The 13,257-nt window shown below is 62.2% G+C and carries 12 protein-coding genes; 4 read left to right on the top strand and 8 right to left on the bottom strand.

Features of this window, described 5'->3' with window-relative positions:
• Window positions 1-305 precede the first annotated feature (305 nt).
• A complete protein-coding gene (locus MOV61_RS22715) occupies window positions 306-1,253 on the top strand; it encodes a LysR substrate-binding domain-containing protein (protein ID WP_247138192.1) in 948 nt (315 codons plus the stop codon).
• A gap of 45 nt (window positions 1,254-1,298) precedes the next feature.
• Here the strand turns inward: MOV61_RS22715 and MOV61_RS22710 are convergent, their stop codons facing one another.
• The 4 genes from MOV61_RS22710 to MOV61_RS22695 form a co-directional block, all read right to left on the bottom strand.
• A complete protein-coding gene (locus MOV61_RS22710) occupies window positions 1,299-1,601 on the bottom strand; it encodes a HigA family addiction module antitoxin (protein ID WP_105429022.1) in 303 nt (100 codons plus the stop codon).
• Between the two features lie 27 nt (window positions 1,602-1,628).
• Complete coding sequence (locus tag MOV61_RS22705) at window positions 1,629-1,910, bottom strand: type II toxin-antitoxin system RelE/ParE family toxin (RefSeq protein ID WP_309493837.1); 282 nt, start codon at window positions 1,908-1,910, stop codon at window positions 1,629-1,631.
• Between the two features lie 85 nt (window positions 1,911-1,995).
• A complete protein-coding gene (locus MOV61_RS22700; RefSeq protein ID WP_247138191.1) occupies window positions 1,996-2,499 on the bottom strand; it encodes a GNAT family N-acetyltransferase in 504 nt (167 codons plus the stop codon).
• A 1-nt stretch (window position 2,500) separates the two neighbouring features.
• Complete coding sequence (locus MOV61_RS22695) at window positions 2,501-4,690, bottom strand: anthranilate synthase (protein ID WP_247138190.1); 2,190 nt, start codon at window positions 4,688-4,690, stop codon at window positions 2,501-2,503.
• Here MOV61_RS22695 and MOV61_RS22690 point away from each other — a divergent pair.
• From MOV61_RS22690 to MOV61_RS22680, 3 genes are all read left to right on the top strand, one after another.
• Window positions 4,690-5,043 (top strand): hypothetical protein, encoded by a 354-nt coding sequence (locus MOV61_RS22690; RefSeq protein ID WP_247138189.1) that lies wholly within the window; start codon window positions 4,690-4,692, stop codon window positions 5,041-5,043. The genes MOV61_RS22695 and MOV61_RS22690 overlap by 1 nt on opposite strands.
• Window positions 5,001-6,200, top strand: a complete 1,200-nt coding sequence (locus MOV61_RS22685) for an extensin family protein (RefSeq protein WP_247138188.1) — start codon at window positions 5,001-5,003, stop codon at window positions 6,198-6,200. Before MOV61_RS22690 ends, MOV61_RS22685 begins: the two co-directional genes overlap by 43 nt.
• A gap of 143 nt (window positions 6,201-6,343) precedes the next feature.
• Window positions 6,344-6,745, top strand: a complete 402-nt coding sequence (locus MOV61_RS22680) for an endonuclease domain-containing protein (RefSeq protein ID WP_247138187.1) — start codon at window positions 6,344-6,346, stop codon at window positions 6,743-6,745.
• A 116-nt stretch (window positions 6,746-6,861) separates the two neighbouring features.
• Here the strand turns inward: MOV61_RS22680 and MOV61_RS22675 are convergent, their stop codons facing one another.
• The 4 genes from MOV61_RS22675 to MOV61_RS22660 form a co-directional block, all read right to left on the bottom strand.
• Window positions 6,862-7,239 (bottom strand): VOC family protein, encoded by a 378-nt coding sequence (locus MOV61_RS22675; protein ID WP_247138186.1) that lies wholly within the window; start codon window positions 7,237-7,239, stop codon window positions 6,862-6,864.
• Window positions 7,240-7,457: 218 nt separating this feature from the next.
• Window positions 7,458-9,137, bottom strand: coding sequence for a formate--tetrahydrofolate ligase (locus MOV61_RS22670; protein WP_247138185.1), 1,680 nt, complete (start codon window positions 9,135-9,137; stop codon window positions 7,458-7,460).
• Between the two features lie 180 nt (window positions 9,138-9,317).
• Window positions 9,318-11,552: a TonB-dependent hemoglobin/transferrin/lactoferrin family receptor gene (locus tag MOV61_RS22665; RefSeq protein ID WP_247138184.1), complete on the bottom strand. Its 2,235-nt coding sequence runs from the start codon at window positions 11,550-11,552 to the stop codon at window positions 9,318-9,320.
• Between the two features lie 399 nt (window positions 11,553-11,951).
• The coding region (locus MOV61_RS22660) for an L-glutamate gamma-semialdehyde dehydrogenase (RefSeq protein ID WP_247138183.1) at window positions 11,952-13,257 on the bottom strand (1,306 nt) is incomplete at its 5' end.

The raw sequence follows: 13,257 nt of genomic DNA, 5'->3' as shown, positions 1-13,257 counted from the left end.
ATGGCGGGCAGGCCGACGGCCGTGCCGGTGAAGGTGAGCGGCATGGCGGCCGCCGCGCAGCAGACTGCGAACAGAACGAACAGCCGTCCGGCCGCCGTTGCAGCATGTGTGTTGTCTCTCATATCCGAGATTCCGCTGTGTTGGAGCAAAAGGAAAGGCTGGCGGCCTGGGAGAAGCCGTCACCTAAACCGATCCGGCCGGAAGGGTAGCGATTGACCAACACAAGATAGTTTTGACACAATGATTAGAAAATCCTCCGTCTGTTCCTTACATGACGGAAGAAAACGCTCGAATGGGAGATGGTTATGGATCGCCTGGGTGGATTGACGGCCTTCGTGCGCACCGCTGATCTCGGCAGTTTCGTTGCGGCCGGCCGTGTGCTCGGGCTTTCGGCTTCGGCGGTCGGCAAGGCGGTCACCAATCTCGAAAAGGATGTCGGCGTCCGGCTTTTCCAGCGCTCGACGCGCAGCCTGCGCCTGACCGAAGAAGGCCGGCTGTTCCACGAACGCTGCCGTCGCGTGCTGGACGACCTGAACGATGCCGAAGCCTCGCTTGCAAGCGCCATCGCCGTGCCGCGCGGAAAACTCAGGGTCAGCGTGCCGATCGTCACCTATCATCTTCTGCTGCCGGTGCTGCCGGAATTCGTCGAGCGCTACCCCGAGATCGAACTCGATCTCGATTTCAACGACCGGGTCGTCGACCTGATCGACGAAGAGGTCGACGTGGCGATCCGCAGCGGCAACCTGCCGGACTCGCGGCTGATGTCACGGACACTCAGGCCTTTCCAGATGCTTCTCTGCGCCGCGCCTTCCTACCTGGAACGCCACGGCACTCCCGAATGCCCGCGCGAGCTCGACGGCCATCTGGCGATCCGTTTCCGCTATCCGAACAGCCGCAAGATCCAGGATTTGCCGATCACCCTGCCGCCCGAAGGCGCCGAGCCGCACCTGCGCACGGCGCTCACCTGCAACAACATGGAGGCGCTGCGCCACACGGTCATCGCCGGCCTCGGCATCGGCTGCATGCCGGACTTTCTGGCAAGGGAACCGGTCGCCGACGGCCGGTTGCGGACGATCCTCGACGAACACCTCAACGCCCCCGGCCAGTTCCACCTCCTCTGGCCCTCCAGCCGGCATCTGTCGCCGAAGGTCCGGGTGCTGGTCGATTTTTTGAGCGAGAAGCTGTTTGCGGAGAGGTGCGAGAGATTGCCGGCGGCGGCGGAGGCTTCGCTGCTGGCGGATGCCGCTGAATGATCCCGAGTTAGTCAGATCGACACGATCTGCGTATGGGAAAGGCTATTACGCAGCCGCTTCGTATTCAGGAATATGTTCGAGTTCGTCCTTGAGGTTCTCGGCCTCGATCTTAAGATCGAAACTGTTCTGCAGATTCATCCAGAATTCCGGAGAGGTCTTGAAGAACTTGGCTAACCGCAACGCTGTATCTGACGTGATCCCGGTCTTCTGCGCCACGATCCGCTCGATGCGGGTGCGTGGAACGTTGAGCTTCTTGGCAAGCGCATAGGGCGTCATCTCCAGCGGCTCGAGATAGAGATCACGCAGGATCTCGCCAGGATGGATCGGCGGAAGGTTGCTGACGCTCATAACGGTCTCCTGTGTGCCTTGGTTGGCTTAGTGATAGTCGGCAATCTCAACCTCCTCCGGCCCGGCTCCGGTCCAGACGAAGCAAATTCGCCACTGCTTGTTGATGCGGATGGAATGTTGCCCTTCCCGGTCGCCCGAAAGTTTCTCCAAGCGATTGCCTGGAGGGGAACGGAGGTCTTCCAGAGAGGTGGCCGCATTCAACACCGTCAGCAGTTGCTGGGCGCGACGAACAAGATCGGGAGGAAAGCCTTTCCTGACCGTGTCCTCATCGATCGAACGGGTAAGCCTATCTTTGAACGAACGGATCACTGCCGGCCTCCCGATGAACGTATCATAGAGAGATACCAACAAAAATCAACAGAAAGGTATCCCTTAATGAGACTATCTCGGGCGCCTACCCGAACACCACCGCCATCCCAATGCTGTCGATATACCGCCCGTCGATCCTCACTGCGTCGCGCGCCACGCCCTCGCGCACGAAGCCGACCTTTTCATAGAGCGCGATGGCGCGCAGGTTGTCGGCGTGCACATGCAGCTCGACGCGGTGGAAGCCGCGGTCTCGGGCCTGCCCGATCGCGGCGCGGATCAGCCGCGTGCCGAGGCCCTTTTCGCGATAGCCGGGGATGATGCCCATGCCGAGCGTGCCGCAATGGGCATGCGTCGGCTGGGGATACCGGCGGATGTCGCACCAGCCGACTACGTCGCCGCCGGCAACGGCGACGACCTGCGGATGGCCGTTCTCGATCATGTCGAGCACGAATGTCCGCACGCTTTCGAGCGGCGGCGCCTCCAGGAAGGTCAGATATTTCCGCTCGCGCGAGACCGTGTCGAGCGCTTTGTGGAAGCTTTCGATATGGTCCTCGCGGATAGAGTCGATCGCGATGGCTTCGGCCGACACCTTACGCCGCCTTGGTCTTTGCCCGCCGCGACAGATGTGCCACGACGTTTTCGATCATCCGCATGCCGGCATCGCCGCCGAGCGTCATGATCGATTCCGGGTGGAACTGCACGGCCGCCACCGGCTCCTTGACGTGTTCGATGCCCATGATCGTGCCGTCTTCGCTTTCGGCGGTGATCATGAAATCCGGATGCAGCGTCTTCGGATCGGCAAAGATCGAGTGGTAGCGCCCGACGGTCACCTCCTTGGCAAGCCCTGAGAAGACGATGCCCGGCTCCAGGACGCGAATGCGCGACGGCTTGCCGTGCATCGGCACCGCCAGATGCCTGAGTTCGCCGCCATAGGCTTCGGCCAGCGCCTGCAGGCCGAGGCAGACGCCGAAGATCGGCAGGCCTTTCGAGCGCGCCATCTTGATCGTCGTCTTGCAGTCGAAATCCTTCGGATTGCCAGGCCCGGGCGAGAGCACGACGAGGTCCGGATCGAAGCGGTCGAACACCTCTTCCGGCACCGGCGTACGCACGGTCGACACCGTAGCCCCCGTCTGGCGGAAATAGTTGGCGAGCGTATGGACAAAACTGTCCTCGTGGTCGACGAGCAGGATCTTGACGCCCTGCCCCACCCGCGCCACGTCGCGGCCGGCCTTCGCCGCATTGCCGGCCTTTGCATCACGGATCGCTGTCAGCATGGCGGAGGCCTTCAGTTCGGTTTCGGCTTCTTCCTCGTTCGGATCGCTGTCGTTGAGCAGCGTCGCGCCGGCGCGCACCTCGGCAATGCCGTCCTTGATGCGGATGGTGCGCAGCGTAAGCCCGGTATTCATATCACCGTTAAAGCCGACCATACCGATCGCCCCGCCATACCAGGCGCGCGGGCTCTTTTCGTGGTTCTCGATGAAGCGCATAGCCCACAGTTTCGGGGCGCCGGTGACGGTGACGGCCCAGGCGTGGCTGAGAAAGCCGTCGAACGCGTCCATGTCGGGCCTGAGGCGCCCTTCGATATGGTCGACGGTATGGATGAGCCGCGAATACATCTCGATCTGCCGGCGGCCGATCACCTTTACCGACCCCGGCTCGCAGACGCGGCTCTTGTCGTTTCGGTCGACATCCGAGCACATGGTGAGTTCGGATTCGTCCTTCTTGGAATTCAGGAGCTTCAGGATCTGTTCGCTGTCGGCGATCGGGTCTTCGCCGCGCTTGATCGTGCCCGAAATCGGGCAGGTCTCGATACGCCGGCCCGACACCCGAACGAACATTTCCGGCGAGGCGCCGACCAGATATTCCTGATGGCCGAGATTGATGAAGAAGGAATAGGGCGACGGATTGATCGCCTTCAGCCGGTTGGAGATTTCCGAAGGCTTCGAGTCGCAGCGCTCCATGAACTTCTGCCCCGGCACCACTTCGAACAGGTCGCCGCGGCGGAAACTTTCCTTCGCCTTGGTGACGAGGGCCGCATATTCGCCCGGCCGATGGTCGCCCTTCGGCGGTATCGTATCGTTGCGCTGGAACGGGTCGGGCGCGATCTCCTGGTCCTTGCCCTCGGTGGTCACGCCATCCTTGGAAAAGTCGTAGCGATCAATCCAGGCCTTGGCCGCATGATGGTCGACGACGAGGATTTCATCCGGCAGGAACAGGACCATGTCGCGCTGGTCTTCCGGACGCTGCATCGAAAGCTTGATCGCATCGAACTGGAAGGCGATGTCGTAACCAAAGGCGCCGAACAGGCCGATCGCCGAATCCGCTTCCGAATGGAACAGGTCGACGATTGCCCGCAGCACGGAAAACACCGTCGGCATCTTCGAGCGCTCTTCCTCGGTGAACACGCGCGTCGGCTCGTTGACGGTGAGGTCGAGGCGCCGATCCGTGCGCTCCCCGAGCGTCAGCTCGGCCACCGACTTCAGCTTGTCCGCGACAAAACCGAGCAGCACCTCGCCTCGACCGTTGAAGGCTTCGATCCACACCCTGCGGCCATTCGAGGAGATGCCGAGCGGCGGATCGGCGATCGCGGTATCCCAGCGGGTATAGCGGCCCGGATATTCGTAGTTGGAGGAAAATACCGCGCCGCGCCGTTCATCGAGCCTGTCGACATAGGAGGAGATCGCATCCGCATAGGGCGCTGCACGCCGCTGGCGGCTGACCGCAATCCCGCCCCTCGTCTCGTAGACTTCCGAACCGTCATCCCGAATAATCGTTACCATTGTCCTGCCTCTCCAATGTCTTTGCCCGGGTGCCTGCGGCGGATAACAAAAAAGCCGCCTCGGGTTCCGGGCGGCTTGTGGTCTTGTCGATGGACATGACTGGTCAAGGCCGCGTTGAGCGTGCCGGCCACCAGTTAGCGATGTTCATCGAATTCATCATGGGCCGAATTGTTAGCTTGGGTTTTCGAGCCGCGCAAGCGAATTTCCACGAGCCGGAAACAGAATTCTGGCGCTGCGATGCGACCAAAACCGGAGAGACGCGTTTAGCGTCCCGCAAGGATCGAAGAAACGCAGCCGAGAAGGATACGGCATGCAGCATCCGTGGATCGCAATTCTCGCAGGCCTGCCCCTGATCATCGGAGCCGGGCTGCCGCCCGAAAGACCGATATCCCAACACTCCAACGTCCCGCCCGGCGTCGTGGAGGTGAACTTCCTGACCCATCTCCTGCAGGACGGATCGCATGATCGCGCACCGCGCCGCCGCGCGTCCCCGCGATCACAGGGACGCACTGCAATTCCCGAACCGCCGGCGCTGGTAAACGTTCCCCTGCCGATCCCGAAGCCCGTCGAAGAGGTGCAGAAACCGACCGAGGCGCCTCAGCAGGCGGAGCGCCCCGCCGAAAAGCCCGCCGTTCCCGAGACACCGGCACCCGTGGCGCAGAACCGGCCCAACGGAAATCCGGCCGAAAATCCTGAAAAGCCGCCCGTTGTCGAGCAACCCGGCACGGCTTCCGAGCCGGCCCATGAGGCCGAAGTTCCGAAGCCCCTGCCAAAGCCGGGCGCCACGGCCGCCGAGGCGCAGCCGATTGACAAACCTGGCCAGGCGGCGACGCCCGAAACGGATGCGGCAAAGCCGGAGACCAAGCAGAGCGAAACCAAGCCGGACGGCAAGCAACCGGACGAGCAGAAGGCAGAAGCCCCTCCGCCACCTCCGCCGCCACCGCTTGTCAAGGAAGACCCCGAAGAGCTGAAGGCTTGCCTTGCCGAGCTCACCTCGCTCGGCGCGAAATTCGAAGCCACCGATCCGATCGACGAGGGCAATGGCTGCGGCATAGAGAGCCCTATCGACGTTGCCACAGTCCTGCCGGGGGTCGAGGTCGGCGGTGCGACGATGCGCTGCAAGACGGCGGTCAGTCTGGCGCACTGGCTGAAGGACACCGTCCAGCCGGCGCTCAATATCGCCATGCCTGGCCGCAGGATCACCGGCCTCGTGCCCGGCTCCACCTATGCCTGCCGCCTGCGCAACAGCGCCTCGACGGGCAAGATTTCCGAACATGCCCGCGGCAACGCCTTCGACGTCGCCGCGTTCAAGCTCGATAACGGCGAGAAGCTGGAGATGAAGCCTAGGGCCGAGGACTCGACCATGGAAGGCGCCTTCCAGCGCACCGCGACAGCCGGCGCCTGCCTCCACTTCACCACCGTCCTGTCACCAGGCAGCGACGCTGCCCACCAGAACCATCTCCATCTCGACGTGCTGGAGCGGAAGGACGGGTACCGGTATTGCCGGTAGGTGGTCTGCCGCCCTCCACAACACACGCAAAACGCGCATACCAGCTACGCGGACGTTGAGATTGAGACGACGGCGCGACATATTTCCTTCTGCCCGTTTCAACGGGGAGAAGGTGCCGGCAGGCGGATGAGGGGCAACTTGCGATGCGAGGTCCAAAAACAAACACGACTACCCGCGCCCGCTCGCTGCGCCGTTCCGACAATGTTTCAGAGGCAAAGCTTTGGGAGGAGTTGCGCGCCCGGCGGCTGAACGGATTCAAGTTCGTCCGACAACTTCCAATCGGTCGCTACTTTGCGGATTTTGCCTGCCGGGATCGGAGGCTGGTCATCGAGATCGACGGAAGCCAGCACGCCAACAGCGATTACGACAGACAGCGGGATCGATTCATGAATGCCGAAGGATGGTCGGTCGCCCGGTTCTGGAACGTGGCGGTGCTCACAGAAATGGAGTCGGTATTGGAGACCATCGTCGCGATCCTGGAGGGTAGGTTGAATGAGCCCGAGGATGCCCCGGATTTGAAATTCATGCCGGCAGACGAGGGATAGCAGCCCCTCATCCGCCTGCCGGCACCTTCTCCCCGCAAGCGGGGAGAAGGAAATACGCCGCACCGTCTCCGCTTCTCCTATACCCCTCAGGGCGCGTCTGAGGGCCAATCGCCGCTCTAACCCCGCCACCCAACCTCGATCATCACCCGGCCGGGCGCCAGGCAATAGAACAGGTACCCGCCGCGCATCTCGCGCGGCTCTCCCACCAGTTCGGCATCGCTGTCCTTCAATTCCCGATAGAGCCTGTCGACCTCGGCTCGCTCCGGCTGGATGAAACCGAGATGGTAGGTAACGACCCCGAGCGCCTGCTGCTCGGCCCCGCCGAATTTTTCGACCGGGTGGCTGATGACGATTTCGAGGCCGGAATCGTCGTTGAGGATCGCCAGGCCGCCGGCGCCCCGCATGTCCTGCAGTGTCAACCCGAAATGGCGGATGAGGAACGCGGTGGTCGCGGCAACGTCGGACACGTGGATATCGATATGGTTCATACGCATCGTTTTTCTCGCAAGGTTACCCCGGCGGAACGCGACGCGGAAAAAGCCCACGATAATCCGCCGAGAGCGGCACGGAATGTGCCGTTTCTCGTCGCGGGTTCTCAACGGTGGACCGAAGGATCAGAGCTTCCTTGCGGAAGGGGCCGTGCTTACCATATCCGGCCCTGCCTTTTTCGACGGAAGAGCTTTAACACAAGGCGGCTCAGGCGCTCAAGCCCTCAGAACAACCCTTCCACGAACCCATCCTCGTTCAGGAAGATGCGTTCCGCAGACGGCACGCGCGGCAGGCCGGGCATAGTCATGATCTCGCCGGTGATCGCGACCACGAAACCGGCACCGGCCGAAAGCCGCACCTCGCGCACATGCACCACATGGCCCTCCGGCGCGCCGCGCAGGGCGGGGTCGGTGGAGAAGGAATATTGCGTCTTGGCGATGCAGATCGGCAGGTCGCCGTAACCCTGCTCCTCCCAGGCCTTCAGCTGGTCGCGCACGCCCCGGTCGGTGGTGACTTCGCCGGCGTGATAGATCTTCGAGGCGATGATCTCGATCTTTTCGAGAAGCGGCAGGTGATCGGGATAGAGCGGCTGGAATTTCGCCTGGCCGCCCTCGGCAAGCTCGACCACCTTGTTGGCAAGCTCCTCGATGCCGGCAGACCCTTCCGCCCAATGCCGGCAGACGATGCCGTCCGCACCGTGCCGCGCCACGTAATCCTTGACGGCGGCGATCTCGTCCTCCGTATCCGAGGTGAAATGGTTGATGGCGACGACGACCGGCACGCCGAATTTCCGCACATTGGCGATATGGCGGCCGAGATTGGCAGCACCCCGCTTCAGTGCCTCGACATTCTCGCGGCCCAGATCCTCTTTTTTTACCCCGCCGTTCATCTTCAATGCCCGCACCGTGGCGACGATGACGGCCGCATCTGGCTTCAGCCCCGCCTTGCGGCACTTGATGTCGAAGAACTTTTCGGCCCCGAGATCGGCCCCGAAACCCGCTTCCGTCACCACATAGTCGCCGAGCTTCAGCGCCGTGCGGGTGGCGATCACCGAATTGCAGCCATGGGCGATATTGGCGAACGGCCCGCCATGCACGAAGGCCGGATTGTTTTCGAGCGTCTGCACCAGGTTCGGCTGCATGGCGTCCTTCAGCAGCACCGTCATCGCCTTGTCGGCCTTGAGATCGCGGGCAAAGACCGGCGAGCGGTCGAACCGGTAGCCGATAACGATGTCGCCGAGCCGCCTTTCGAGGTCCTTGAGGTCGGCCGCGAGGCACAGGATCGCCATCACTTCCGAGGCGACGGTGATATCGAAGCCGCTCTCGCGCGGAAAACCGTTGGCGACGCCGCCGAGCGAGACGACCGTCTGGCGCAACGCCCGGTCGTTCATGTCCATCACCCGCCGCCAGCTGATCCGCCTTGTATCCATGTTCTCGGCATTGCCCCAGTAGATATGGTTGTCGATCATCGTCGACAGCAGGTTGTGGGCAGACGTGATGGCGTGGAAATCGCCGGTGAAATGCAGGTTGATGTCTTCCATCGGAATGACCTGCGCATAACCACCGCCGGCCGCTCCACCCTTGACCCCGAAGCACGGCCCGAGCGACGGCTCGCGCACGCAGATGACGGCTCGTTTGCCGATCCGGTTCAGCCCGTCGCCAAGGCCCACGGTGGTGGTCGTCTTCCCCTCGCCCGCCGGCGTCGGGTTGATGGCGGTCACGAGGATCAGCTTCCCATCCTTCTTTCCCGAAAGCGACGCGATGAACTCCGCCCCGACCTTCGCCTTGTCGTGGCCATAGGGAGCGAGCGCCTCGACGGGAATCCCGAGCTTCGCGCCGATCTCCACGATCGGCTTCTTTTTCGCGGCACGGGCGATTTCGATATCGGACTTGACCTCTGCCATGCGTTCCCCGCTCCCCGTTCTTTCCGTAAACCCAGATATGCCCGTTTGGTTATGATTAGCGGGGGAAAGGCAATGTGGGAATAGCGGGAGGAGCGGCAGCCCTGAGTTCTCCCCGAGCAAAAGAAAAGGCGGCGCGATTTCCCGCACCGCCCTCCCCGGGCGCCCCCGCCGATGTTTAGATCAGAACCGCTGGGTCAGCGAAAGTTTGAACGACCGGCCAGGTTCGGAATAGAAGGCGACCGGCTGATTGGTACTGCTGACGGTGTTGGGATTGATGCCGCGAACGCCGACCGCATTGTAGTACCTGGTATCGAAGATGTTGTAGACTCCGGCCTGAACGCGAAGCCCCTTAGCCTGCTCCGGCTCCCACCATCCTGTCAGATTGGCAATACCATAGCCGGGCGCCTCGAAGGTGTTGTCCTGGCCATCGGGACGCATGCCGGTGGAGAAGATTCCAGTCAACTCAGTGCCCCACGTTTCCTGGTTGTAACCAACGCCGAGGATGGCTTTGAACGGCGCAACCGTCCGGATGTACTCGTTAGTATCGGTATCCCTGCCAAAGGCATAAGCAAGCGAAGCATGCGTGAAGAAGCCGTTGGCGAATTCCTTGCGGATCTTGGCCTCAACACCGGAAATTTCGACATTGGCGCGGTTCCGATAGGTGAAGATGGATCCCGGGCCACCGGTACTCGGGTTGGTCCAGAGTGTCGTGGTATCAGTGACCTGATCGATGAAGTTTTTGTATCTATTGTGGAATACCGTCAGCTTTCCGGTCAGGTCAGCATCTGTATAGGTCGCACCGATTTCGAAGCCGTTGCTGGTCTCCGCCTTGAGAGTGGGATTGCCCACCACCGCGTAACCCGAGGAGATGTTGGGGAACATCAGATAGAGTTCGTTCATGGTGGGAGCACGATAAGCCATGGACCATTGCGCGAAGAGCTGCACCTCCGGCGTCAGGTCATATGTCGCAAGCAGCTTCGGTGAGAAGCGCGAGCCGCTGGTACTGGCGGGATAGCCGAGCGGGCCATAGCCTGTATTGCCCGCCAGAGACGCATCCGGATCATAACTATAGGCATCGAACCGGATCCCCGGTGTCAGCGTAAAGCCGCTGTTACCGAAAGCCATCTGGTCTTCAAGATAGATCCCTAGCGACTTGCCCGTGACATCCGGGATGTCGGATTCGGAGGCCGAGGTCGCACCGGCCGTGTTGGCATAAAGATATTCGCTGAAGTACTGCAGCGAAGCACTGCCACCGAGGCGAATGGTGTGGTCGACGCCATCTCTTGAGAAGTCGGATTCCAGTCCGCCAGTGATACCGTAGGCATTGTTCTGCATATTATCGTTGCGGATATAAGTACCATTGTTTCGCAGGCTGCCGGAACCGGCTTCCTGTGCGAGGCGCTGCCAATAGAGCGAAAAATTGGCGCGACTGACCGGCGAACCGGCTTCCGGCGCCTCGTATTCGTAATCGAGGGACACACGGTCCCGTTCTCTGTCTTCGCTCCCGCTGTATTGGCCCGTCAAGAAGGAGGCGGGCGCCGTGCCGCCCCACAGCGTCCTCAGGTCGGTGTCGCTTTTCGACAGGAACCGTTCCGCTGTGATCCCGATGCGATGCCCGCCCTCGATCTCATGGCGAATCTTGAACATCAGGTTGCTCTGATCCGTCTCGGAGGGATTGGGAACCGTCCGGGCGGATCCGTCGATATCGCGGACGCCACGATTGTCACGCTCAAGTCCGCGCTTGTAGGCGCCCTGGAAAAGGATGGAGGTGTTCTCTATCTTCTTGGCGACGGCGAGCGAACCACCGACGCTGCGGTCTTCGCTGGAGGTATCTGCCTTTACGACGCCACCCCAATCTTTGTCCGGACCAATCAGGTCTTCCGGCTCCAGCGTGCGCAGAACCAGAGCGCCGCCGAGGGCGCCAGGGCCGATGCGGCTCGAATCGGCGCCGCGTACCACGTTCACTGTCGCGAGGGAGGAGAAGTCGAAGGTGGAATTCGTGCTGCTCAGGCTGGTCGTCGCCTGGCCTTCACGGGCGAAGTTCTCGAAATACTGGATCGGGATGCCATCGACGAGGGTCACGACGCGAGCGCCGCCAAGACCGCGAAGGAAGAGACCGCCGGGCTTTCCGGGCTTGGTATCGACATAGTCAACGCCCGCTTCGGTGGTTCTCCCCAGGTCCTGCAGGTTTACGATATCCCGCTTGCGGATATCTTCCGCGGTGGTCTGGCTCGCAAGCGGCGTGTCCGCCGCCACATCCCCCGCCTTCACCCGTTTCCCCTTCAGCACGATCGGCTTCAGCGTCGTGTCCGTCTGGGGCTGGGTAGCCTGCTGGGCAGCCGCGCCGCAGGCGAGGGAAAGCACCGCGAGCGCGGTGCAGGTGGCAAGGGTTGATCGCAGACGTCGGGTGAGCATGACTGTCCTTTCAACAGGGCACACGAAACCGCCGGCGCGCGTCAACGCACCGGAAAGGCGGCGGCCCTCTTCAATTCTGGCAAGAATGTGGCGGGAGGCGGGAAGTGCCTTATTCATGCCATTAGAAAACATGAGTGTTATTGTCAATTATTAAAACATGACTCGAATGATCATATTTATGCGAGACTGGTCCGATGGCAAAAATACAACAGGACCGAATGCAAAAAAGGCCCGGATCGCTCCGAGCCTTTTGGTTCTTGGTAGTCGCGCCGTCCGCGGGGGGGCAAGAGATGGTCTGCCGCATCTGGCTCCAAAACGCCCCCGGCGCCTCGCTTGAGCTCGGCGCGTTCGACGCTCAAAACGCTCCACTGGAGCGTTTTGTCGGCAAGCCGTCGCGTCTCACCCCTCCCCGATGGCGATCAGGCTGGCGTTGCCGCCGGCGGCAGCGGTGTTGACGGAGATTACCTGCTCTTCGGCAAACCGCATCAGGTAGGCCGGCCCGCCCGCCTTGAAGCCGGTGCCGGAAAGGCCGGAGCCGCCGAAGGGCTGGGTGCCGACCACGGCGCCGATCATGTTGCGGTTGACATAGACATTGCCGGTGTCGAGCGCCTCCGTCACCTTGCGGATTGTCGCCTCGATGCGGCTGTGAATGCCGAGCGTCAGGCCGTAACCGGTGGCGTCGATCGCCGAAAGCACCTTGTCGAACTCCTTCGCCTTCCAGCGCACCACATGCAGGACCGGGCCGAACACTTCCTTGGTCAGCACTGCAGCGCTATCGAGTTCGATGATGTGGGGGGCGAAGAAATTGCCGGTCGCCGGCGCGCCTCCGGTATAACGGATCTTCTGTTTTCTGGCCCGCATGTCCGCGACATGGTCGGTCAGCATCTTTGTCTGGTTCTCGTCGATGATCGGCCCGACATCGGTGTTCTGCCGAGCCGGGTCGGCGAGATTAAGCTCGGCTGCCGCGCCCTCGATCATCTTCAGCATGCCGTCGGCGATATCCTCCTGCAGGAAGAGGATGCGCAGCGCCGAGCAGCGCTGGCCGGCGGAGCGGAAGGCAGAAACAACCACGTCGTCCGCCACCTGTTCCGAAAGCGCCGTCGCATCGACGATCATCGCGTTGATGCCGCCAGTCTCGGCGATAAAGGGCATGATCGGCCCGTCCTTGGCGGCCAGCGCCCGATTGATCGCATGCGCCGTCTTCGTAGAGCCCGTGAAGGCGATGCCGGCGAGCTTGCGATGCGCGGTGATCGCCGAGCCGACATCCGGGCCGCCCGGCACCAGCGCCAGCACCTCGGCCGGAACCCCTGCCTGGTGGAACAGCTTGATCGCCTCATGGGCGATCAGCGGCGTTTGTGGCGCCGGCTTTGCGATGACCGTATTGCCGGCCACCAGCGCCGCCGAAATCTGCCCGAGGAAAATCGCCAGCGGGAAGTTCCACGGCGAAATACAGCCGAACACGCCGCGGCCGCGCCAAAAATGGCGGTTGTCCTCGCCGGTCGGTCCCGGCATCAGGCTCGGCATGGCGAACAGCTCGCGGCCCTTGTCGGCGTAGTAGCGGCAGAAATCCACCGCCTCGCGGATTTCGGCGATCCCGTCATCCAGCGTCTTGCCGGCCTCGGCGGCAAGCAGCGCCAGCAGCCGGTCGCGGTTTTCCTCCATCAGCCCGGCGGCCCGCTCCAGGCAGGCAGCGCGGATTTCCACC

The sequence above is a fragment of the Neorhizobium sp. BETTINA12A genome, assembly GCF_023006485.1.
Taxonomy (GTDB): Bacteria; Pseudomonadota; Alphaproteobacteria; order Rhizobiales; family Rhizobiaceae; genus Neorhizobium.
The sequence above is the reverse complement of the archived record's forward strand: the minus strand, read 5'-3'. Positions and strand labels throughout refer to the sequence as shown.

Excerpts from the sequence above, each read along its gene's own strand:
- MOV61_RS22715 (WP_247138192.1), top strand. The coding sequence starts at position 306 with ATGGATCGCCTGGGTGGATTGACGGCCTTCGTGCGCACCGCTGATCTC.
- MOV61_RS22710 (WP_105429022.1), bottom strand. The coding sequence starts at position 1,601 with ATGAGCGTCAGCAACCTTCCGCCGATCCATCCTGGCGAGATCCTGCGT.
- MOV61_RS22695 (WP_247138190.1), bottom strand. The coding sequence starts at position 4,690 with ATGGTAACGATTATTCGGGATGACGGTTCGGAAGTCTACGAGACGAGG.
- MOV61_RS22685 (WP_247138188.1), top strand. The coding sequence starts at position 5,001 with ATGCAGCATCCGTGGATCGCAATTCTCGCAGGCCTGCCCCTGATCATC.
- MOV61_RS22680 (WP_247138187.1), top strand. The coding sequence starts at position 6,344 with ATGCGAGGTCCAAAAACAAACACGACTACCCGCGCCCGCTCGCTGCGC.
- MOV61_RS22675 (WP_247138186.1), bottom strand. The coding sequence starts at position 7,239 with ATGCGTATGAACCATATCGATATCCACGTGTCCGACGTTGCCGCGACC.
- MOV61_RS22670 (WP_247138185.1), bottom strand. The coding sequence starts at position 9,137 with ATGGCAGAGGTCAAGTCCGATATCGAAATCGCCCGTGCCGCGAAAAAG.
- MOV61_RS22665 (WP_247138184.1), bottom strand. The coding sequence starts at position 11,552 with ATGCTCACCCGACGTCTGCGATCAACCCTTGCCACCTGCACCGCGCTC.